The following is a 19,869-nucleotide window of genomic DNA, read 5'->3' as shown; positions in this document are numbered from 1 at the left end:
GTTTCGCCCGGCAGGCCGCGCGGGTGGACAGATGAGAAAATCGAAAAGACGCGCTTAGCGGGAGGCGCTTGCCTCGATCAGCGATGCCTCGAGAATGTCGAGCGCTTCGCTGAAGACGCCGTCCTGAATGGTGATCGGCGACAGGAAGCGGATGACATTGCCGTAGACGCCGCAGGTCAAGAGAATCAGCCCCTTGTTAAGCGCGATCAGCCGCACCTTGTTGGCGAAATCGGCACTCGGCAGCTTCGTCGCCGCATCGTTGAACTCCACGGCATTCATGAAGCCGGGGCCGCGAATGTCGACAATCTCAGGCACCTTGTCGCGCAACGATTCAAGCCGTTGTTTCAGGCGCGAGCCGAGCTGGTTGGCGCGGTCGCAGAGGCCCTCGTCGGCGATAACGTCGAGCACGGCATGAGCCGCGGCAATGCCGATCGGATTGCCGCCATAGGTACCGCCGAGGCCGCCCGGTCCGGGCGCGTCCATCACCTCGGCGCGGCCGGTAACGGCGGCAAGCGGGAAGCCGCCGGCAAGGCTCTTCGCCATGGTAACGAGATCGGCCGCCACCTCATGGTGGTCCATCGCGAACATTTTGCCGGTGCGCGCAAAGCCGGTCTGCACCTCGTCGGCGATCAGGAGAATGCCGTGCTGGTCGCAGATCTCGCGCAGCGCCTTCATGAAGGCGGCCGGCGCCGGATAGAAGCCCCCTTCACCCTGCACTGGCTCGAGGATGATGGCGGCTACGCGCTGCGGATCGACGTCGGCAGCAAACAGCTTTTTCAGTGTCGCGAGCGACTGCTCGACGGTTACGCCATGCAGCGGCACCGGGAAGGGTGCATGGAAAACATCGCCCGGCATCGGGCCGAAGCCGATCTTGTAGGGTGCGACCTTGCCGGTCAACGCCATGCCCATGAAGGTGCGGCCGTGGAAGCCGCCGCCGAAGGCGATGATTGCGGAGCGGCCGGTGGCGGCGCGGGCGATCTTGACGGCGTTTTCGACTGCTTCCGCGCCTGTGGTCACGAAGATTGTCTTCTTGGCGAAATCGCCGGGAACGATCGCGTTCAGCCGCTCGGCAAGATGGACGTAATTTTCATAGGGCACGACCTGATGGCAGGTGTGGGTGAAGCGGTCGAGCTGTTCCTTGACGGCAGCGATGACGCGCGGATGGCGGTGGCCGGTGTTCACCACCGCAATGCCGGAGGCAAAATCGATGTAGCGATTGCCTTCCTTGTCCCAGATCTCGGCGTTTTCGGCGCGATCGGCATAGATCTGCGTCGTCATGCCGACGCCGCGGGAAATGGCGGCATTCTTCCGCTCGGTCAAGGTCATTGCAGTGGCTCCCAGAAAGTCGCTCTCGAATTATCTTGCAGAACTTCTGCAAATTATTTACAAAACTCCTACATTTTTCCTGTAAGATTTCAAGCGGGATTTTGTGCGGGTGACAAGAATGCGCGGAAGGCTCGTATGGAGTGTGGCGCGGCTTTTAAGGCGCGCTAAGCCGCGTCATCCATGCTAAACGGTTCAAAAGACGAAAATCAGGGATATTGGCATATGAGCAGCATCGAGCCGGAGCGCTACCCCGTGCGCTACAAGGTGGCGGAAGCGGCACGTCTTGCTGGCGTATCAGCCTCCACTTTGCGCCTATGGGAAAGCCAGGGGCTCGTCGTCCCCTCCCGCTCCGAGACCGGGCATCGCCAGTACAGCGCCGAGGACGTGGCGCGGCTGAAGCGCATCTCCTGGTTCCGTGCCGAGCGCGGCCTCAATCCGGCAGCGATTCGCGAGGCGCTCGAGACGGAGGAGGGCGCCGCCGGTCTGGAAAATGGCGAGCAACTGGCCTCTTCGGATATCGGCCGCAGACTTCGCTCGCTACGCCACGCCGCCGGCAAGACGCTGGAGCAGGTTGCCGCTGACATGGGCATGACGTCGTCGACGCTATCGACGCTGGAGCGCACCTCGCAAGGCGTCAGCTTCAAGACCCTCCATGATCTGGCGGACTACTACGGCACGACGGTATCGCGCCTGTCAGGTGAGGAGCGGGAGGATGTTCCCGCACTCATCCGGTCCGGCGAATGGCGTTCCTGGCCGGCGACGACGCCGGGCGTCACTGTCCAGCTTCTTGCCGAAGGACGGACGATGATGGACTGCCATCGCTTCGTGCTCGCACCCGGTGCGACGAGCGAAGGTGCCTATCGCCACGGGGGCGAGGAATTCATCCATGTTCTCGCTGGTCGCCTGGAGCTCGTGCTCGACAGCGACCAGTTCTTCGATCTCCTGCCGGGCGATTCCCTTTATTTCGAAAGCCGCCGTTATCATTCCTGGCGCAACCGCCATGATGGTGAGACCATATTGCTCTGGATCAACACGCCGCCGACTTTTTGACAGGCACCGGTATGGTTCTCATCCCGTCTGTTCTATAGAACGGACGAAAAGCGAATTTTGAAGACAGAGCCGGGAGAGTTTCATGGCTGCCACCATCCGCTATCACGAAGGCGATATTTCGACTGAGGATGCCGCCCGCTACACCGGCGCCATAGCCATCGATACGGAAACCCTCGGCCTCGTTCCACGCCGTGACCGACTTTGCCTCGTGCAGCTTTCGCCGGGCGACGGCACGGCTGACGTCATCCGCATTGCCGCCGGACAGAAGCAGGCCCCCAATCTCGTCGCCATGCTCGCCGACCCGACGCACCAGAAGATCTTTCATTACGGCCGCTTCGACATCGCCGTGCTGTTCCATACGTTCGGCGTGACCACGACGCCGGTCTTCTGCACCAAGATCGCCTCGCGCCTCTGCCGCACCTATACGGATCGCCATGGCCTGAAGGACAATCTCAAGGAAATGCTCGACGTCGATATTTCCAAGGCGCAGCAGTCGTCGGACTGGGCGGCGGAAACGCTGTCTCCGGCGCAGCTCGAATATGCCGCTTCCGATGTACTTTATCTGCATGCGCTGCGCGAAAAGCTGACGCAACGCCTGCTGCGCGACGGACGCATGGACTATGCGGATGACTGCTTCGCCTTCCTGCCGACACGCGCCAAGCTCGACCTTCTCGGCTGGGAAGAGGCGGATATCTTCGCGCATAGCTGATTGCTTCGCTTGCAGGGCGAAATCCAGAGGCCGGTGTCGCGGACGTGGCATCGGCCCTTTTATTTAGTGATCTGTTAAGGACTCGACTGCTATTTTGCGGATGATTTCCAGTTCTGCGCGTTCGCGCCTCGCCAGTTCGGTCATCCGGCGCTAGGAAATCCACAGGCCGCATGAGCGGACCTGGATTGAACCTGCCTTCCCGCTTCCATCGTCGCCTTGCCAGACAAAGGAGCATGTCATGTTGCTTCCCGTTGGTGCCGTGTCCGCTGTGGGTGTATCCATTGAAAAGCCGATTGCCGCGACGGCCGAGACCTCCGGGCTTCAGACGACGGCAACGCCGCTTGCCGTTCTGTCGAGCACCGTCAATGCCAGCGTCGAGGGCAAGCTGAACATGCTGCTGGTTGCGGCCCGCGAACGCATGCTCGACAGCCTACTCTCCGCGATCGATGCCGCCAGCAAGGTGGTGAATGTTTCCCGTGAGCCGGGCGAGAGCAATACCGCTTATGCGCAGCGTGTCGCCGCCGCAATCCGCAGCCTGACGCCGCCGCAGCTCGCTACCGCTCAGCAACGGCTGGATGCGCAGATGAGGACGCCGGTGCCACTGCCGCTTCTGGCGGCAGCATTGGAAGACCCCGAAAGCCCGCAGGCGGTGCAGCTGGCTCTCAGTTTGGAACAGGCGTCGGCAGCCGAGCCGGATGCCGTGCTGAAGGCGGTCGTCAATTCCTATGGGCAGAATGCCGGTCAGGTGGAAACGCCAGCCCCCGGGGCTCCTATATCAGCCCCACTGCAGAGGGCCGCCGATCTGGCCACCCTTGCAACGGCGCTTGCCGCTGCTACAGAAGAGCCGGCTTCCGCTATACCCACGCCTACGACGGCCACGCCAGCGACGGCTCAGCCTGCCGCACAGCCGGCACCTGCGGCGCAGCAGACGCCGCAACCGGGCACTCCGGTACAATCGGCATCAGCGCCAGCTGCTGGCCAGACCATCGTGGCGCCGACGGCTCAAACACAGACGGTCGCGCAAAACGGTATCGCCGCCGCCCCGCAAGCCGCGCCTGCCGGCAGCGTTGCCGCCGCCACTGCCCAACCTTCCGCGCTCGCATCTCTTGTCGATGACCTGACCGCGAGTGTGCTGCTGACGGCGGTCGCCGCCGAAGCCGAACTCCCGACTGAAGTCGCACTGATCCGGTCACCGCTGGCGCCGCCGCCGGTGCCGCGCGATATCCAGCAGATAGAAGCCGATATCAAACAGGGCCTGCAGGTCGTCATCAGTCCGCCCGCGATGGCGACCGATCCCGACCTTTTGCAGATCATCAACAATCCCTCCTCTTCCGTGGAGAAGATCATCGCCCAGGCGCTGACCGGCAATAGCGCGGCGCAGACATCGTCCACGCAGACGCCGGCCGTCAATGAAAGTCCCAAGAGCCCGGTCGCGGCGGCGGCCATGCCGGTGTCATTGGCGGAAGGACCCGAAACATCCGGTGCTCTTCCTGTCGCTTCCGGCAAGCCGCCGTTGCAGACGTCGTCCGTAACGCCGATGGCGGTGTATGAGGCTGCGGAGCAGGCAACGATGTCGGCGCCCCTGCCGCTCGGCGTTCCCTTCGTCGTGGCGAATTATCTGCCGGTCGACACTCCTGATAAGAGCAGCGAATCGAAATTGCTCAATCGCGTCGATCCCGTCGGCGATGAGGAGGGCGGGCAAGCTCAGGACGAGGAGAACCCGCAAGGTCAGGATGAAGAACAGGCCCATGCGGAGGAATCGCCGGCTCAAGCAGAGGGTGAGGCATCCGAAGAAGCGGAAGCCGGCCCGGCCTCCGCGAGAGACGATAACGTCAGGCCGGAGCTCGTTGCCTTGCCGCAGCCTTTGCGCGACCCGCTTCACGACCACGCCTTCGATTTCTATCGGCGCATGGTGACCTGGGAATAGCCGGCCTCGCAACGGACAGGCGGCATGGACGCCGCAGAACGGACAAAGAAAAACCCGCCGGATCGCTCCGGCGGGTCTTTTGTTTTCAGGCGTCTACCGAAGATTATTCGGCGTTGCGGTTCTTCAGAGCCGCACCCAGGATGTCGCCGAGCGAAGCGCCCGAGTCGGACGAACCGAACTGAGCAACGGCTTCCTTCTCTTCTGCGATTTCCAGAGCCTTGATCGACAGCATGATCTTGCGGTCCTTCTTGGAGAAGTTGGTGACGCGAGCGTCGACAACCTGACCAACCGAGAAACGCTCCGGACGCTGTTCGTCACGGTCACGCGACAGATCGGCGCGGCGGATGAACGAGGTGATGTCTTCGTGGTTGACGAGCTTCACTTCGATGCCGCCGTCGTTGACTGCGATCACTTCGCAGGAAACGACTGCGTTCTTGCGCAGGTCGCCGGAAGCGGCTGCTTCGCCGACTGCGTCCTTGCCGAGCTGCTTGATGCCGAGCGAGATGCGTTCCTTCTCGACGTCAACGTCGAGAACGACAGCCTTGACGACGTCACCCTTGTTGTACTCTTCGATGACCTGCTCGCCCGGACGGTTCCAGTCGAGGTCGGAGAGGTGAACCATGCCGTCCACATCGCCGTCGAGGCCGATGAACAGGCCGAATTCGGTCTTGTTCTTGACTTCGCCTTCGACTTCGGTGCCAGCCGGATGGTTGCGGGCGAATGCTGCCCACGGGTTTTCCAGCGTCTGCTTCAGGCCGAGAGAGATACGACGCTTGGTCGGATCGACTTCGAGAACGACGACTTCGACTTCCTGGCTCGTGGACAGGATCTTGCCGGGGTGAACGTTCTTCTTGGTCCAGGACATTTCCGAGATGTGGATCAGGCCTTCGATGCCCGGCTCCAGCTCGACGAAGGCACCGTAGTCGGTGATGTTCGTGACGGTACCGGAAATCTTCTTGCCTTCCGGATACTTGGCCTGGATGCCATCCCACGGATCGCTCTCGAGCTGCTTCATGCCGAGCGAGATGCGGTGGGTTTCCTGGTTGATGCGGATGATCTGCACCTTGACCTGCTGGCCGATGGACAGGATTTCCGACGGATGGTTCACGCGGCGCCATGCCATGTCGGTGACGTGCAGCAGGCCGTCGATGCCGCCGAGGTCAACGAACGCACCGTAATCGGTGATGTTCTTGACGACGCCGTCAACAACCTGGCCTTCTTCGAGGTTCTGAACAATTTCAGAACGCTGCTCGGCACGGGACTCTTCCAGAACCGTACGACGCGAAACGACGATGTTGCCGCGGCGCTTGTCCATCTTGAGGATTTCGAAGGGCTGCGGGTTGTGCATCAGCGGGGTAACGTCGCGGATCGGACGGATGTCGACCTGCGAACGCGGCAGGAAGGCGATAGCGCCGTCGAGATCGACGGTGAAGCCGCCCTTGACCTGGTTGAAGATGACGCCTTCAACGCGCTCGCCAGCTTCGAACTTGGCTTCGAGCTTGATCCAGCTTTCTTCGCGGCGAGCCTTTTCGCGCGACAGAACGGCTTCGCCAAGCGCGTTTTCGATGCGCTCGACGTAGACTTCGACTTCGTCGCCAACCTTGAGCGTGCCGTCCTTGGCGCGCGCACCGAATTCCTTCAGCGCAATGCGGCCTTCGACCTTGAGGCCGACGTCCACAACGGCGACATCCTTTTCGATGGCGGTGATGATGCCCTTGGTGACATAGCCTTCAGCCAGGTCGTTCTTGGCAAAGGATTCTTCGAGAAGAGCTGCGAAATCTTCGCGAGAGGGGGAAGTTACAGACATGAAATCTCCTGGCGTGTCCCGATCGTGCGATCTGAACACTGACGCGCCGGTGGTTCGCGTTAAACAGGCCTGACCCCAGTCCGCCTCCTGTTCGGGAAGCTATCCGGCGCTTGGACGGAATGTCAGGCTATTTGAAATCGGCGGTTCCGGCGCGAAGCACGCGAAAGCCGCTCATATTTTCAGGCATTTCGGCTCAGAGCGGCGTCGATGATCGACTTTGCCGTCTGAAACGCCGCTTCTATACTCATTTCTGAGGTATCTAGCAAGTATGCCTCTTCAGCCGGCTTGAGCGGGCTGTCGGTGCGGCCCATGTCGCGCTCGTCGCGCCGCTTGACGTCCTCGAAAATGGCGTCGTAATCGGCACTGCCGCCGGCTTCGATGATCTCTTCATAGCGCCGTCTGGCGCGTACCTCGGCTGAGGCCGTCACATAGAGCTTCACCGGCGCATCCTGGCAGACGACGGTGCCGATATCGCGGCCATCGAGCACTGCGCCCGGCTTTTTCTCGGCAAAGCGGCGCTGCGCTTCGACCAGCGCACGGCGCACCGCCGGCATGACAGCGATCTTCGAGGCGGCCTCGCCGATCTCGTGTCGGGACAGGACGATCCGGTCGAGGCCGGCGAGATCGACCTTGCGCGCCACGTCTTCGGCAATGGCTTCGTCGTCAAGCGGCAGGCCGGCATCGAGCAGCGCCTTGGCGGTGGCTCGATAGGTGAGGCCGGTATCGAGATGATGATAACCATAGGCTTCGGCGATCCGGCGTGCCAGAGTTCCCTTGCCGGCAGCTGCAGGTCCGTCGATGGCGATGATCATGTTTTCTTCCGTCCCTACCCGATATCTCGTTATTTGCTGTAACGACGCACCAGATCAGCCATCTCGGCGGCATCCGTTCGATCGATTGCGCCAAGACCTTCGGCGACGCCCTGTCGGTCAGCCAGCGGCCGGTTCTGGCTCACCTTCCATTTGCCGTCAATCGTCTCGATGTTGATTTCGATGCCGATGATGCCCTTCAGCTGGGCGGCAATGAACTCCGGCGGCGCGTCTTCCACCGCCCAGGGCTGCTGGCGCTCGCTCTCGTTCTCGCCGGTCAACGCGCCGATCTGCGTGCGCAGCCAGGCGGCATCGTCGATCGTCCGCACGGCTCCGCGCACCTGCACGATCGCATAGTTCCAGGTCGGCACCACCTTGCCGGTTTCCCGCTTCGTCGCATACCAGGAGGGCGTGATGTAGGTGTCGGCGCCCTGGAAGACGACGAGGACCGGCGCGCCGGCCGCGATTTCCTTCCACTGGCCGTTGGCGCGGGCAATATGCGCCTGCAGCGTGCCCTTCGGCGAAAGTTCGGTGTTCAGGTGGAACGGCACGGGATTGGCGATCAGCCCGCTGTCACCAGCCGTAATGAGCAGCCCCAGCGGATGGGCACGGATCAGCTGGTGCTGCGTGGCGAGATCGTCTTCGCGATGATGTGGAGGCTGATACATGGCTTCGATCCGTCGTTGCCGCCATCGCCAAAAGCCCATTCCCGCAAATTTGGCAAGGCAAGGCAAGGCTTCGAATGGCCAATGGCGCGGTCTATCAGGCTTAAGTTTCGATCGTCGCGCCCAATCTCGTCATCATAGCAAAAAATTCCGGAAAGCTGGTGGCGATCATGGCGGAATCGTCGACCGTGACAGGATGTTCGGCAGCAAGGCCCATGACGAGAAAGCTCATGGCGATGCGGTGATCGAGATGGGTGCTCACTTTGGCGCTGCCAGCATTGCCGAGACCCTTGCCGTCAGGCTTGCCCTGAACCGTCAGCATATCCCTGCCTTCGATGCAGTCGACGCCATTGAGCTTCAACCCCTCGGCGACGGCCGAGAGCCGGTCGGATTCCTTCACCCGCAGCTCGTCAAGTCCCTGCATGATGGTCGTGCCCTCGGCAAAGGCTGCGGCGACGGCCAGCACCGGATATTCGTCGATCATCGACGGCGCACGCTCTGCCGGCACGGTCACGCCTTTGAGTGTGGAGGACCGTACGCGCAGATCGGCGACATCCTCGCCGCCCGTCATGTGCCGGTCGAGGATCTCGATATCCGCGCCCATCTCCTGCAGCGTCAGGATGAGGCCGGTGCGCGTCGGGTTCATCAGTACGTCGCGGATGGTTATGTCGGAGCCGGGCACGATCAATGCAGCCACCAGCGGAAAGGCGGCGGAAGAGGGATCGCCAGGGACATCGATCGTCTGGCCAGTGAGCTTGCCCTGGCCCTCGAGGCGAATGGTGCGAACGCCGGCCGCATCCGTTTCGACTGAAAGTGCTGCGCCGAAACCGGCAAGCATCCGCTCGGTATGATCGCGGGTCATGACAGGCTCGATGACGGTGGTAATCCCCGGCGCATTGAGGCCCGCCAGCAGCACGGCCGATTTGACCTGCGCCGAAGCCATCGGCACGCGATAGGTGAGAGGGCTTGCCACTCGGGGGCCACGCAGAGTGACGGGTAGCTTGTCGGCCTTGGCGGCTTTGACCTGCGTTCCCATGAGGCGCAGCGGATCGAGGATGCGGCCCATCGGCCGCTTCGAAAGCGAGGCGTCGCCGACAAGAGTGGTCTCGAAATCATATGAGCCCACCAGGCCCATGGTGAGGCGGCAGCCGGTGCCGGCATTGCCGAAATCGAGCGGTGCCTCCGGCGCCAGCAGCGCACCATTGCCGGTGCCGCCGACGATCCATTCGTCGCCGATCTTGCGGATCGTGGCGCCCAGGGCCTGCATGGCCTTGCCGGTATTCAGCACATCCTCGCCTTCGAGCAGGCCGGTGATGCGGGTTTCGCCCGCGGCAAGGCCGCCGAACATGAGGGAGCGGTGGGAAATGGATTTGTCGCCGGGAATGCGGATTGCGCCGGAAAGGCCGGCCGAGCGGCGTGCCACGGCTGGTTGAGGGAGAGTATCGTGCGGCATGGGCAATTCCTTTGCGATGCCGGTATTCCATCCGCATTCTGTGCTGGCTGCGATCGTTCTGCGCCAGATGTTCTGCGGTTCACGCCGCTTGGTTAGCACAGGCCTGTTTCTCAGTCATCCCGCCACGCGCGAAAAGCGCCTGCGGAGCGGCATGAACTTTAGCTTTGACAGAAACGGCCGCAACGATTAAGGGGACCGGCTGATATTTCCCTTAAAACGCCGGCTTCCCCGGCATTGCCGAATTTTCATTCGGCCATTCATGAGGCTTTGACAGTGGCGAAAGCGGAACTTGGAACAAAACGTACCGACCCCGATACCGGCAAGAAGTTCTATGACCTGAACCGGGATCCGGTGGTCTCGCCTTATACCGGCAAGTCCTGGCCCTTGTCCTTCTTTGAGGAAACCTCCGCTTCCAAGGAAGTTCCGGAAGAAGAGGAAGTGGCCGAAGTCGATACCGAAAACACGGAAGTCGAACTGGTTTCGCTCGAGGATGCCGACGACGCTGCAGGCGGCGACGACATTCCGGATATGGGCGATGACGATGTCGAAATCGGCGACGATGACGACGATACCTTCCTCGAAGCCGACGAAGATGAAGACGATGACGACATGAGCGACATCATCGGCGTCACCGGCGACGAAGACGACGTCTGATCTGAAAGACAATCGGCCCGGACTTTAAGAAAAATTTCCCGGGCCGAATTTTTCGGCTTGCTATCTGTGAAAACCACAAGTAATAAGCCGCCACCCCGACGGGCGAAGCGCTCGGAAGGGACCCAGGGCCGGTCAACCGGCACCATCTTGATGGGGCTATAGCTCAGCTGGGAGAGCGCTTGCATGGCATGCAAGAGGTCAGCGGTTCGATCCCGCTTAGCTCCACCACGCTTCGCCCTTACGGGCTTCGCGTGGCGCAGCCGTGGGAAACCGTTAGGCCGAAGCAGTGGCCCGGCAAAGCCCGCAGGGCGACGACGGGCTTAAATCTCCACTCAACATTTTCAGATACAAAGACAAGCTCGATTGCATATAGAATTTGCGTTCGAATCACCGGATGCCAACTGATCGAGATGTGGATGTGGTACGTTTACATCCTTCAAAGCGCGGATTTTCCCGAGCAGCAATATACCGGGTCGACTTCGGACCTTAAGCAGCGGCTTGCTGATCACAACGCCGGTAAGTCGACCCACACCGCAAAGTTCATGCCGTGGGTTCTCCTCTGGTATTCTGCCTTTCCTGACAAATACCGTGCTCTTGAATTTGAGGCCTATCTGAAGTCTCATTCTGGCAGAGCATTTGCAAGGAAAAGGTTGCTCTAAGAGGCACGCCTGTATCGCCCTATCGACAACGTTGTAGACACTCCGCATCCCCGCAACTTCATGCTAGCCTCCAACTCTCCTTAACCCACCCCCGATTCGCTCATGACCAGACAGCGCCGCCGTCGTCTCATCAAGACCCGCCGTACCGTGACGGGGCTTTTGCTCGTTGCCTCCATCGCCTTTCTCGCCGGTATGACCGATGCCGTCGGGCTGATGCTGACGGGGAATTTCGTGTCCTTCATGACCGGCAATACGACGCGGGCGGCGATTGCGCTGGGGACAGGGGATTTCGGCCATGCGGCGGTGCTGTTTTCCGCCATTCTGACTTTCATTGCCGGCAATGCGCTGGGGATCGTCGTCGCCCATGCGGCGGATCGGCGGGCTTTTGTCGTGCTGGCCTGCGTCAGCATCCTTCTGGCCGCGGCCGCGGGCTTTGCTGAGTCATGGCTGATTCTGGTGCAGTTTTATCTGGTGGTGCTCTCCATGGGCATGGTCAACGCCACCGTCGAGCATATCGAAGGCCTGCCGATCGGCCTCACCTATGTCACCGGCGCGCTCTCGCGATTCGGCCGCGGCATCGGCCGATTTCTTCTGGGAGACCGGGATCTTGCCTGGAGGGTACAGATCGTACCCTGGAGCGGCATGATATCAGGCGCCATCATCGGCGCGCTTCTCGCCAATGCCTTTGGCGCCCGGGCGCTCTGGCTGGTGTCGATGGTCGCGCTCGTGCTCGCGCTTGTCACTCTTTTCATCCCTCGCCCGCTGCAGCGTCGCTTCAGCCAGCGGCTGACGGTGGCCGCCCCGACGGTGCGACGGGCGAAATAGCCACATTGCAGTGCACAAAAATCTGCTAGGGAGTAAAGCGAATCGTTTTGCCGACAAGCGTAAGGATGTGCCGTGTTCGTTTTTTCGAAACTTGTCTGGATCTTCGGTCAGCCGCTGTCGCTGGCCTTTCTCTTCGTTCTCCTGGCATTCATCGCCGCCCTGCTGCGCTGGCGCGCCACGGCCGTCGTCTCGTCGCTGCTATCGGCGTTGATCCTGTTCGTCTCGCTTTATACGACGGCCGGCGCCTATGTCGTTCAAACGCTGGAAGAGCGTTTTCCGCACCCCGCAGCCGATCCCGCCGATCTCAAATGCATGATCGTTCTCGGTGGCGCCACGCAGAATGAGGTGACGACGGCGCGCGGCGGCTACGAACTCGATTCGGCCGGCGATCGCCTCATCGAAGCGCTGCGCCTTGCGCAGAAATATCCGCAGGCGCGCATCGTGATCTCCGGCGGCGATGGCTCGATCGGCGGCACCTATGAGGGCGATGCCGTGATTTCCGAGCGTTTCTTCACCGCGCTCGGCATTCCGACAAGTCGCATGGTCGAGGACAAGACCTCACGCACCACCTTCGAGAATGCCGTCAATACGAAGGAGCTGCTGGCGCAAAACGGGCTTTCGGATTGCCTGCTCATCACCTCGGGCTTCCACATGCCGCGCTCGATGGGCATCTTCCGCAAGCAGGGCATTGCCGTCGTGCCATGGCCGGTCGATTATCGCAGCACCGGCAAGGAAACCCTCGGCTTCGATTTCACGCAGCCTTCGCGCAATGCGCAACTGCTGGCAACCGGCCTGCGCGAATGGGTCGGTCTGGTCGGCTATTACGCCGTCGGCCGCACCTCGGCACTCTATCCCGGACCGTAACTACGTGTCCCAGGCCGTAGCTACGTGCCTCGGACCGTAACCACGTGTCCGGAACCGCAACTTGCGTTTCCGCCTTTTCCTGAAATTGCCTATTTCTTCGAGATCGTGACGAATTTGACGCCGCGCACTCTGACAGTGATTTCGCAGACGGCTTCGCCATCCTTGCGGTCGCAGAAGCGCGGATGCATTTTCATGACCAGCACCATGTTGCCGAAACGCTGGATGAAATCGTAGCCGTAGATCTGCGCGGTGGCCACGAGCAGATAGCCGCCCTCGGCCACCTGGACGTAGAAATTATAGGGGCAGCCCTCGTCGGTGCAGTAGGGGCCTTTTTCGCCCTTGCAGGTGATCTCGCCCTCATTGACGACGATATCCATCAGCTTGTCATTGTTGATGTCCTGCTGGGTGGCGAAATGGTCGCCGAAGCTCACCTGGCCGTCGCAGCTCTTGGTAAAGTGATCCTTCTCGAAGGCCACGGGGTCCTGCAGGATCGATTGCTGCGCCTCGGCCACGGCGGGCATGATCACGAGAGCGAAGAGGTTGAGGATTACGATCAGCAGGGATTTCACGGAGGATTCCTTTTCGAAGCGCCGTTACGGCCGCGATGACAGCCGCAGCCGCTGCGACATCTTTGCACGCGCCTGCTTGCGCGGCCCTTGCCGTCGTGATTCATTTCGGAAAGATTGCCGGCCTCCCGTTGGAGTTTTCGATGTCGCTTCTCTCGTTTCTTGATTATGCCGGCGTCGCCCTTTTTGCCGCAACCGGCGCGCTCGCCGCCTCGCGCAAGCAGCTCGATCTGATCGGCTTCTTGTTCCTGGCGGCCGTCACCGGTATCGGTGGCGGCACGCTGCGCGATATCGTCCTTGGCCGGGTGCCGGTCTTCTGGGTGCTGAATCCGACCTATATCATCATCTGCGCCGTGGTCGGCGTCCTGGTCTTCTTCACCGCGCACCTGTTCGAATCGCGCTATCGGCTGCTCATCTGGCTCGATGCAGTGGGACTATCGGCCTATTGCGTGATGGGAGCGGCCAAGGGCATGGCGGCGACGGGCTCGCCTACCGTCGCTATCGTCACTGGCGCACTGACGGCGACCTTCGGCGGCATTTTACGCGATCTTTTGGCGAATGAACCCTCGGTGCTGCTGCGTCCGGAAATCTATGTGACGGCTTCGCTCGTCGGCGCAGGCGTTTTCACCGCCGCCAATGCGACCCCGATGCCGCTCTATATGTCCGCGGGACTGGGCGTGATCGCGGCCTTTGCGGTGCGCGGCGGCGCGCTCTGGTTCGGCTGGACCTTTCCGACCTATCATCACAAGCCGGGCCGGCATCCGGACGATGTGATGTAGATGTGAGGCAGTAGGAATTAGGCAGTAGGCAATAGCAAATGGTTGGAAGACAATCCTATTGCCTCTGCTTGCGGCGCAGGCGGATCACCACGTCGACATGGGCGATTTCCATGCCCTTCGGCGGCTCTGGCAGATTGTCGATCGTCAGATTGCTGATCGGAATATCCAGCACTTCGTTGTGGCCTTCCACGAAAAAGTGATGATGATCGGAGACGTTGGTGTCGAAATAGGTCTTAGTGCTTTCGACGGCGAGCACGCGGATCAGGCCTGCCTCGGTAAATTGATGCAGCGTGTTGTAGACAGTCGCGAGCGAAACCGGAACGCCGGCGGCGACAGCTTCCTCGTGAAGCTCCTCTACGGTCAGATGGCGATCCCCCTTGGCGAAGAGAAGATCGCCGAGCGCGATGCGCTGCCTGGTCGGCCTCAGGCCCACATTGCGCAGCCTGCTCTCGATCGCGATTTCGGCTTCTTCCGCCATTCAGGGACTCCGGATTCCTGATCTCTATAATTCTTTACTAAGCCATATAACTTTTGCCTTGATTGCTTTCAATAGTTTCAATGGGGTGGGAAGGTGCTCAAAAGCCGGAAAAATCGGGCTTTTGCCGCATTTGGCACTGGTAGCGGCTCTGGCGTTCCTGTATGCGACCACCACATAAGAGCTGGTGCGTTCGATCGAACGGCTGAATGAGAGTGTGATGGTTGCGCTTCATTTTCTGTCGATCTTGCACTAAAGCTTCACATCCATCGGCATTCATGCGGGGGAAACGGAATTTTTATGACGACGAGACAATCCAGCTTCAATTACGAGGAAATCCTGTCCTGTGGCCGCGGCGAGCTGTTCGGCCCGGGCAACGCACAGCTTCCCCTGCCACCGATGCTGATGGTCCATCGCATTACCGATATTTCCGAGACGGGCGGAGCCTTCGACAAGGGCTATATTCGCGCCGAATACGACGTGCGCCCTGATGATTGGTACTTCCCCTGCCATTTTGCCGGCAATCCGATCATGCCGGGCTGCCTCGGGCTCGACGGCATGTGGCAGCTGACCGGCTTCTTCCTCGGCTGGCTCGGCGAGCCCGGCCGCGGCATGGCGCTTTCGACAGGCGAAGTGAAGTTCAAGGGCATGGTTCGTCCGGATACGAAGCTTCTCGAATACGGCATCGACTTCAAGCGCGTCATGCGCGGGCGCCTCGTCCTTGGCACTGCCGACGGCTGGCTGAAGGCCGACGGCGAGACCATCTATCAGGCGACGGACCTGCGCGTGGGCCTGTCCAAGGACAAGGTTGCCTGAACCGCGGCACCGCCGCCTCCACAAAGACAGATGTTTTAGAAAAGGTCATCGACATGAGACGGGTAGTTGTTACGGGTCTGGGTATTGTCTCTTCGATTGGAAACAATGCTCAAGAGGTGACCGCCTCGCTGCGCGACGCCAAATCCGGCATTTCCTTCTCCCCCGATTTCGCCGAGCACGGTTTCAAGTGCCAGGTCTGGGGTGCGCCGAAGATCGATACGACGGACCTGGTGGATCGCCGCGCCATGCGCTTCCTGTCGCAGGGCGGTGCCTGGAACCACGTCGCCATGAAGCAGGCGATCGCAGACAGCGGCCTCGAGGAAGGTGATATCACCAACGAGCGCACCGGCATCATCATGGGCTCCGGCGGCCCGTCGACCCGCACGCTGATTGAGGCTGCCGACATCACCCGCAAGAACAACAGCCCGAAGCGCATCGGACCTTTCGCCGTGCCGAAGTCGATGTCGTCGACCGCCTCGGCCACGCTTGCGACCTGGTTCAAGATCCACGGTGTCAACTACTCCATCTCGTCGGCCTGCTCGACCTCCGCGCATTGCATCGGCAATGCCGCTGAAATGATCCAGTGGGGCAAGCAGGACGTCATGTTCGCCGGCGGCCACGAAGACCTCGACTGGACCATGTCGAACCTCTTCGACGCCATGGGAGCGATGTCGTCGGATTTCAACGAAAACCACCCGGAAACCGCCTCGCGCGCCTATGATGCCAAGCGTGACGGCTTTGTCATCGCCGGCGGCGCGGGCGTGCTGGTTCTGGAAGAGCTGGAACACGCCAAGGCCCGCGGCGCCAAGATCTATGCCGAGATCATCGGCTACGGCGCCACTTCAGACGGTTACGACATGGTGGCGCCATCGGGCGAGGGTGCCGTGCGCTGCATGCGCCAGGCGCTCGCCACCGTGAAGGGCGATATCGACTACATCAACACCCACGGCACCTCGACGCCGGTGGGCGATAGCAAGGAAATCGGCGCGATCCGCGAAGTCTTCGGCGACAAGATCCCGCCGATCCAGTCGACCAAGTCGCTGACGGGCCATTCGCTCGGCGCAGCCGGCGTTCAGGAATCGATCTACTCGATCCTGATGATGCAGGAGCGTTTCATCGGCGAAAGCGCTCACATCACCGAACTCGATCCGGAATTCGAAGGCGTGCCGGTCGTGCGCAAGCGTATCGACAACGCCAAGTTCGATATCGCTCTTTCGAACTCCTTCGGCTTCGGCGGCACCAACGCCACGCTCGTATTCCAGCGCTACAACGGATAAGGCAATGACGGGAATCATGCAGGGTAAGCGCGGCCTCATCATGGGCGTCGCAAACAATCACTCGATTGCCTGGGGTATTTCGAAGGCGCTTGCAGCCGAAGGCGCGGAACTGGCTTTCACCTTTCAGGGCGAAGCTCTCGGCAAGCGCGTCAAGCCGCTGGCAGCCGAAGTCGGCTCGGATTTCCTTCTGCCGTGCGACGTCGAGGATCTCGCATCGGTCGATTCCGTCTTCGCGGCGATCAAGGAGCGCTGGGGCAAACTGGATTTCATCGTCCATGCCATCGGCTTTTCCGACAAGAACGAGCTGAAGGGGCTTTATGCCGACACCACGCGGGAGAACTTCACCCGTACCATGGTGATTTCCTGCTTCTCCTTCACCGAGATTGCCAAGCGCGCCGCCGAGCTGATGACCGAGGGCGGCAGCATGCTGACGCTGACCTATAACGGCTCGACGCGCGTCATCCCGAACTACAACGTCATGGGTGTCGCCAAGGCCGCACTCGAGGCCTCCGTTCGCTATCTCGCTGCCGATTACGGCCCGCGCGGCATTCGCGTCAACGCCGTTTCCGCCGGCCCGATCCGCACGCTCGCCGGCGCCGGCATTTCCGATGCCCGCGCCATCCTGTCGTGGAACCAGCGCAACGCGCCGCTGCGCAAGTCCGTCACCATCGATCAGGTCGGCTCCTCGTCGCTCTATCTCCTGTCGGATCTCTCGGCAGGCGTGACCGGCGAAATCCACTTCGTCGATGCCGGCTACAACATCACCTCGATGCCGACACTGGAAACGCTGTCGAGCGCGGACGCGGAATAAGTCAAGCGTTTGAGTGCGGAAGCTATCGCCTCAATCGCAAATTCTATAGCATTTTGGGGCCGCCACGAGCGGCCCTAAGCTTTAATGGAGGTCTGTGTGGCGGGTGAGAACTGCATCTTTTGCTGTGTGTCCGAACTGACCATCCTTGTCGAAAACACTGCCGCCTTTGCGATCAGGGACAAATTCCCGGTGCGGCCGCTGCACACGCTGATCATTCCCAGGCGCCATGTGGCGGATATTTTCGCAACTGATGCGAATGAGCGTGAAGCCATTCACCAACTTGCTGTGCGGTGCCAAGAGGCGATCGGAAGCGAAGACCCATCCGTCAGCGGATTTAACTTCGGGTCGAACATCGGCCATGCGGCCGGCCAGAAAATCTTTCATGCCCATGTCCATCTGATCCCGCGCCGGCTGGGTGATATGGAATTGCCGGCCGCGCGACCGGATTGAGTAGCCCTGCCAGCACGAACATTTTGGATGCTTGATGACACTCGCGGACAGCGAATATTTTGCCTCTACGGATCGCCTCATCCTTCGCCGCTTTGTGCCGGAGGATTTCGAAGCCTACAGCGCTTACCGTTCTCTGCCGGAGATCTATCGTTATCTCTACAGCGATCCTCCGTCGGAAGAGGAGATGCGCGAGCGTTTCGACGCCAGCTTCAATACGCGTTTGTCGGAAGACGGCGATATTCTCCGTTGCGCCGTCATGCGATGCGAGGATGATGCCCTGATGGGCCAGGTCAGCTTGAAGCTCGTCAACAAGGCCGCACTTCAAGCCGAGCTCGGCTATATCTTCAATCCCGCCTATGCCGGCAAGGGGTATGCCACCGAAGCGGCAGAAGCCATGATTACCCTCGGTTTCGAAAAATTCGGCTTTCACCGGATCTTCGCGCGACTGGATGCGAAGAACGCCGGCTCCGTCGGCGTCGTCGAGCGGCTTGGTCTGCGTCGCGAGGCGCTTTTGATTGAAAGCGATCGCTTCAACGGCATTTGGGGCGATGAATGCGTCTATGCTGTGCTGAGCTGGGAATGGGCGGCAAGGGCGTCGCGTGAGGTGTGATCGGTTTGCCATCGCGGCATATTCACACTTCGTCATCCTCGGGCTTGACCCGAGGATCCAGACACAAGTCCCGTGTGCGTTGCCGCGTCCGCGGGCATCGTAACAACGATCCGCGCCGCACTCTCGTTTGTGGCTCAACCAGAGATGATGCATCCGGTTGAAACGCTTGTGCGTGGATCCTCGGGTCAAGCCCGAGGATGACGGTAGAGATGGTGAAGAAAGAGCCCTGGGGTATTCTGCGGCGCCAAGCAGCGCGGTTGAGCCTCGCATAAAAATGGCGGCCATTTGACCGCCATTCATTGCTTACTTCTTTGCCCAGAGCACCTTGTAGCGGGCATTGCGGCAGGTCTCTCCGAATTCCTTGAAGTTCTCCGCCAGCACCGGCTCGTAGGGCAGGCCGCGATTGGCGACCAGCATCAGGCGGCCGCCGCCGCGCAGCGCCGAAGCGGCCGTCTTGATCATCGCCTGGCCGAGCGAAGGCTCGGCGGCATGGCCTTCGTGGAAAGGCGGGTTCATGATGATCAGGTCGTACTTGTCCTTGACCGGCTCGCTCGCCAGATCGTGCCAGAAGAAGCGCTGAGCGACCTTCGGGCAGTGTGATAGCAGATTGGTGCGCGCGGCCTCCAGAGAGCCGTAATGGGCCTCGTAGAGGTCGATACGTGCAATCCGTGGTGACTTCATTGCGAGTTCGACGGAAAGATAGCCCCAGCCGGCACCGAAATCGGCGGCATCGCCGGAAAAGTCGGTCGGCAGGCGCGACGCGAGCAGCTCCGAACCGGCATCGACACGGTCGTGGGAGAACATGCCGGGCGCCGTTGTGAAGCTGTCGTCGACGCGCGTTGCCGGCCTGGCGAGCTGCGCCGTCAACAGCTTGATATCGGCAGGACGGGCAAACCAGAAGGCAACGCCGTGATATTTCGGCATATGCTCGATCTCGAGGCCGAAGGCTTCGATGCGCTTGCGCAGTGGCTGGATGCCGTCTTCCTTGCCGCCGGCAACGACGATGAGCCCGCCTTCTTTCACGCGCGAAAGCGCTTCGGCGATATGGTCCTCATTCTCACCCTTATGCTTGCCGCAGAGCACCAGCGCGCCGTCATAGCCTTCGCCCTCGATCTCCGGCGTCACGTTGATGCGCTGCGCCTGCAGCTGGCGATAGAAGGGGCGGAAACCCTGAACGGCGGAAAGCTCGGCAGCAAAGCCCTCCGGCAGCGCAAAGCCGGCCTCGGCGCCTAGGAACAGGATCCGCTGACCCTCGCCGGGAGCGTCGACGGTGCCGGAGGCAAAGGGATGGAACAGGGTCTTCAGGGCATCGCGGCTCATGGGCGTGGTCTCGTTAT

General features: G+C 61.0%; 22 protein-coding genes and 1 tRNA gene. 15 read left to right on the top strand and 8 right to left on the bottom strand.

Features of this window, described 5'->3' with window-relative positions; all coding sequences use genetic code 11:
• Positions 1-54 precede the first annotated feature (54 nt).
• Complete coding sequence (locus GA0061103_RS34180; RefSeq protein WP_092720373.1) at positions 55-1,326, bottom strand: 4-aminobutyrate--2-oxoglutarate transaminase; 1,272 nt, start codon at positions 1,324-1,326, stop codon at positions 55-57.
• A 222-nt stretch (positions 1,327-1,548) separates the two neighbouring features.
• Between GA0061103_RS34180 and GA0061103_RS34175 the strand changes: the two genes are divergently transcribed.
• The 3 genes from GA0061103_RS34175 (at position 1,549) to GA0061103_RS34165 (ending at position 5,012) form a co-directional block, all read left to right on the top strand.
• Positions 1,549-2,376, top strand: coding sequence for a MerR family transcriptional regulator (locus GA0061103_RS34175; RefSeq protein WP_092720372.1), 828 nt, complete (start codon positions 1,549-1,551; stop codon positions 2,374-2,376).
• 82 nt (positions 2,377-2,458) lie between these two features.
• Complete coding sequence (locus GA0061103_RS34170; protein WP_069615362.1) at positions 2,459-3,085, top strand: ribonuclease D; 627 nt, start codon at positions 2,459-2,461, stop codon at positions 3,083-3,085.
• A 238-nt stretch (positions 3,086-3,323) separates the two neighbouring features.
• A complete protein-coding gene (locus GA0061103_RS34165) occupies positions 3,324-5,012 on the top strand; it encodes a hypothetical protein (RefSeq protein WP_092720371.1) in 1,689 nt (562 codons plus the stop codon).
• Positions 5,013-5,115: 103 nt separating this feature from the next.
• Here GA0061103_RS34165 and rpsA read toward each other — a convergent pair whose 3' ends face one another.
• The 4 genes from rpsA to aroA all read right to left on the bottom strand — a co-directional run bounded on the left by rpsA (position 5,116) and on the right by aroA (position 9,746).
• Positions 5,116-6,819 carry a 30S ribosomal protein S1 gene (gene rpsA / locus GA0061103_RS34160; protein ID WP_092720370.1) on the bottom strand — a complete coding sequence of 568 codons (1,704 nt, stop codon included), beginning with the start codon at positions 6,817-6,819 and terminating at the stop codon, positions 5,116-5,118.
• Between the two features lie 179 nt (positions 6,820-6,998).
• Positions 6,999-7,631: a (d)CMP kinase gene (gene cmk, locus GA0061103_RS34155; protein WP_092720369.1), complete on the bottom strand. Its 633-nt coding sequence runs from the start codon at positions 7,629-7,631 to the stop codon at positions 6,999-7,001.
• A gap of 29 nt (positions 7,632-7,660) precedes the next feature.
• Entirely contained in the window at positions 7,661-8,296 is a 636-nt protein-coding gene (locus GA0061103_RS34150) for an FMN-binding negative transcriptional regulator (protein WP_092720368.1), read from the bottom strand.
• Between the two features lie 100 nt (positions 8,297-8,396).
• Positions 8,397-9,746, bottom strand: a complete 1,350-nt coding sequence (gene aroA / locus GA0061103_RS34145) for a 3-phosphoshikimate 1-carboxyvinyltransferase (RefSeq protein WP_092720367.1) — start codon at positions 9,744-9,746, stop codon at positions 8,397-8,399.
• Between aroA and GA0061103_RS34140 the strand changes: the two genes are divergently transcribed.
• From GA0061103_RS34140 to GA0061103_RS34115, 6 genes are all read left to right on the top strand, one after another.
• Positions 9,745-9,936, top strand: a complete 192-nt coding sequence (locus tag GA0061103_RS34140; RefSeq protein WP_092720366.1) for a hypothetical protein — start codon at positions 9,745-9,747, stop codon at positions 9,934-9,936. The two genes, aroA and GA0061103_RS34140, sit on opposite strands and share 2 nt — an antisense overlap.
• An 83-nt stretch (positions 9,937-10,019) precedes the next feature.
• Entirely contained in the window at positions 10,020-10,400 is a 381-nt protein-coding gene (locus GA0061103_RS34135) for a TIGR02300 family protein (protein ID WP_092720365.1), read from the top strand.
• Positions 10,401-10,552: 152 nt separating this feature from the next.
• Positions 10,553-10,628 (top strand) — tRNA-Ala (locus GA0061103_RS34130).
• Positions 10,589-11,059, top strand: coding sequence for a GIY-YIG nuclease family protein (locus GA0061103_RS35730; protein ID WP_092720364.1), 471 nt, complete (start codon positions 10,589-10,591; stop codon positions 11,057-11,059). The genes GA0061103_RS34130 and GA0061103_RS35730 overlap by 40 nt, the downstream gene beginning before the upstream one ends.
• Positions 11,060-11,161: 102 nt before the next feature.
• On the top strand, positions 11,162-11,884 hold the full coding sequence (locus GA0061103_RS34120; protein WP_092720362.1) for a YoaK family protein: 723 nt from the start codon (positions 11,162-11,164) through the stop codon (positions 11,882-11,884).
• Positions 11,885-11,956: 72 nt separating this feature from the next.
• On the top strand, positions 11,957-12,748 hold the full coding sequence (locus GA0061103_RS34115) for a YdcF family protein (protein WP_092720359.1): 792 nt from the start codon (positions 11,957-11,959) through the stop codon (positions 12,746-12,748).
• Positions 12,749-12,837: 89 nt separating this feature from the next.
• On the opposite strand, the gene GA0061103_RS34110 is transcribed toward GA0061103_RS34115, so the two are convergent.
• A complete protein-coding gene (locus GA0061103_RS34110) occupies positions 12,838-13,317 on the bottom strand; it encodes a hypothetical protein (RefSeq protein ID WP_092720357.1) in 480 nt (159 codons plus the stop codon).
• Positions 13,318-13,457: 140 nt separating this feature from the next.
• On the opposite strand from GA0061103_RS34110, the gene GA0061103_RS34105 reads away from it, so the two are divergent.
• A complete protein-coding gene (locus tag GA0061103_RS34105; protein WP_092720405.1) occupies positions 13,458-14,093 on the top strand; it encodes a trimeric intracellular cation channel family protein in 636 nt (211 codons plus the stop codon).
• Between the two features lie 55 nt (positions 14,094-14,148).
• On the opposite strand, the gene irrA is transcribed toward GA0061103_RS34105, so the two are convergent.
• Positions 14,149-14,571 (bottom strand): iron response transcriptional regulator IrrA, encoded by a 423-nt coding sequence (gene irrA, locus GA0061103_RS34100; protein ID WP_092720356.1) that lies wholly within the window; start codon positions 14,569-14,571, stop codon positions 14,149-14,151.
• Positions 14,572-14,868: 297 nt separating this feature from the next.
• On the opposite strand from irrA, the gene fabA reads away from it, so the two are divergent.
• The 5 genes from fabA (at position 14,869) to GA0061103_RS34075 (ending at position 18,532) form a co-directional block, all read left to right on the top strand.
• Positions 14,869-15,384, top strand: a complete 516-nt coding sequence (gene fabA, locus GA0061103_RS34095) for a 3-hydroxyacyl-[acyl-carrier-protein] dehydratase FabA (RefSeq protein ID WP_015338264.1) — start codon at positions 14,869-14,871, stop codon at positions 15,382-15,384.
• A 53-nt stretch (positions 15,385-15,437) separates the two neighbouring features.
• The gene (gene fabB / locus GA0061103_RS34090; protein ID WP_092720354.1) at positions 15,438-16,661 is read left to right on the top strand and encodes a beta-ketoacyl-ACP synthase I; all 1,224 of its coding nucleotides are present in this window, start codon (positions 15,438-15,440) and stop codon (positions 16,659-16,661) included.
• Between the two features lie 4 nt (positions 16,662-16,665).
• Positions 16,666-17,472 (top strand): enoyl-ACP reductase FabI, encoded by an 807-nt coding sequence (gene fabI, locus GA0061103_RS34085; RefSeq protein ID WP_092720352.1) that lies wholly within the window; start codon positions 16,666-16,668, stop codon positions 17,470-17,472.
• Between the two features lie 84 nt (positions 17,473-17,556).
• Positions 17,557-17,922, top strand: a complete 366-nt coding sequence (locus GA0061103_RS34080) for an HIT family protein (RefSeq protein ID WP_245304958.1) — start codon at positions 17,557-17,559, stop codon at positions 17,920-17,922.
• Positions 17,923-17,956: 34 nt separating this feature from the next.
• The gene (locus GA0061103_RS34075) at positions 17,957-18,532 is read left to right on the top strand and encodes a GNAT family N-acetyltransferase (RefSeq protein ID WP_092720348.1); all 576 of its coding nucleotides are present in this window, start codon (positions 17,957-17,959) and stop codon (positions 18,530-18,532) included.
• 303 nt (positions 18,533-18,835) lie between these two features.
• Here GA0061103_RS34075 and GA0061103_RS34070 read toward each other — a convergent pair whose 3' ends face one another.
• A complete protein-coding gene (locus tag GA0061103_RS34070; RefSeq protein ID WP_092720346.1) occupies positions 18,836-19,852 on the bottom strand; it encodes a class I SAM-dependent methyltransferase in 1,017 nt (338 codons plus the stop codon).
• Positions 19,853-19,869: the final 17 nt, after the last annotated feature.

Origin of the sequence: Martinezella multihospitum (assembly GCF_900094585.1) — a bacterium.
GTDB lineage: Bacteria > Pseudomonadota > Alphaproteobacteria > Rhizobiales > Rhizobiaceae > Rhizobium > Rhizobium multihospitium.
The sequence above is the reverse complement of the archived record's forward strand: the minus strand, read 5'-3'. Positions and strand labels throughout refer to the sequence as shown.

Coding starts and splice junctions, on each gene's coding strand:
- GA0061103_RS34180 (WP_092720373.1), bottom strand. CDS start 1,326: ATGACCTTGACCGAGCGGAAGAATGCCGCCATTTCCCGCGGCGTCGGC.
- GA0061103_RS34175 (WP_092720372.1), top strand. CDS start 1,549: ATGAGCAGCATCGAGCCGGAGCGCTACCCCGTGCGCTACAAGGTGGCG.
- GA0061103_RS34170 (WP_069615362.1), top strand. CDS start 2,459: ATGGCTGCCACCATCCGCTATCACGAAGGCGATATTTCGACTGAGGAT.
- GA0061103_RS34165 (WP_092720371.1), top strand. CDS start 3,324: ATGTTGCTTCCCGTTGGTGCCGTGTCCGCTGTGGGTGTATCCATTGAA.
- rpsA (WP_092720370.1), bottom strand. CDS start 6,819: ATGTCTGTAACTTCCCCCTCTCGCGAAGATTTCGCAGCTCTTCTCGAA.
- cmk (WP_092720369.1), bottom strand. CDS start 7,631: ATGATCATCGCCATCGACGGACCTGCAGCTGCCGGCAAGGGAACTCTG.
- GA0061103_RS34150 (WP_092720368.1), bottom strand. CDS start 8,296: ATGTATCAGCCTCCACATCATCGCGAAGACGATCTCGCCACGCAGCAC.
- GA0061103_RS34140 (WP_092720366.1), top strand. CDS start 9,745: ATGGGCAATTCCTTTGCGATGCCGGTATTCCATCCGCATTCTGTGCTG.
- aroA (WP_092720367.1), bottom strand. CDS start 9,746: ATGCCGCACGATACTCTCCCTCAACCAGCCGTGGCACGCCGCTCGGCC.
- GA0061103_RS35730 (WP_092720364.1), top strand. CDS start 10,589: ATGCAAGAGGTCAGCGGTTCGATCCCGCTTAGCTCCACCACGCTTCGC.
- GA0061103_RS34120 (WP_092720362.1), top strand. CDS start 11,162: ATGACCAGACAGCGCCGCCGTCGTCTCATCAAGACCCGCCGTACCGTG.
- GA0061103_RS34105 (WP_092720405.1), top strand. CDS start 13,458: ATGTCGCTTCTCTCGTTTCTTGATTATGCCGGCGTCGCCCTTTTTGCC.
- irrA (WP_092720356.1), bottom strand. CDS start 14,571: ATGGCGGAAGAAGCCGAAATCGCGATCGAGAGCAGGCTGCGCAATGTG.
- fabA (WP_015338264.1), top strand. CDS start 14,869: ATGACGACGAGACAATCCAGCTTCAATTACGAGGAAATCCTGTCCTGT.
- fabB (WP_092720354.1), top strand. CDS start 15,438: ATGAGACGGGTAGTTGTTACGGGTCTGGGTATTGTCTCTTCGATTGGA.
- fabI (WP_092720352.1), top strand. CDS start 16,666: ATGACGGGAATCATGCAGGGTAAGCGCGGCCTCATCATGGGCGTCGCA.
- GA0061103_RS34080 (WP_245304958.1), top strand. CDS start 17,557: ATGGAGGTCTGTGTGGCGGGTGAGAACTGCATCTTTTGCTGTGTGTCC.
- GA0061103_RS34075 (WP_092720348.1), top strand. CDS start 17,957: ATGACACTCGCGGACAGCGAATATTTTGCCTCTACGGATCGCCTCATC.
- GA0061103_RS34070 (WP_092720346.1), bottom strand. CDS start 19,852: ATGAGCCGCGATGCCCTGAAGACCCTGTTCCATCCCTTTGCCTCCGGC.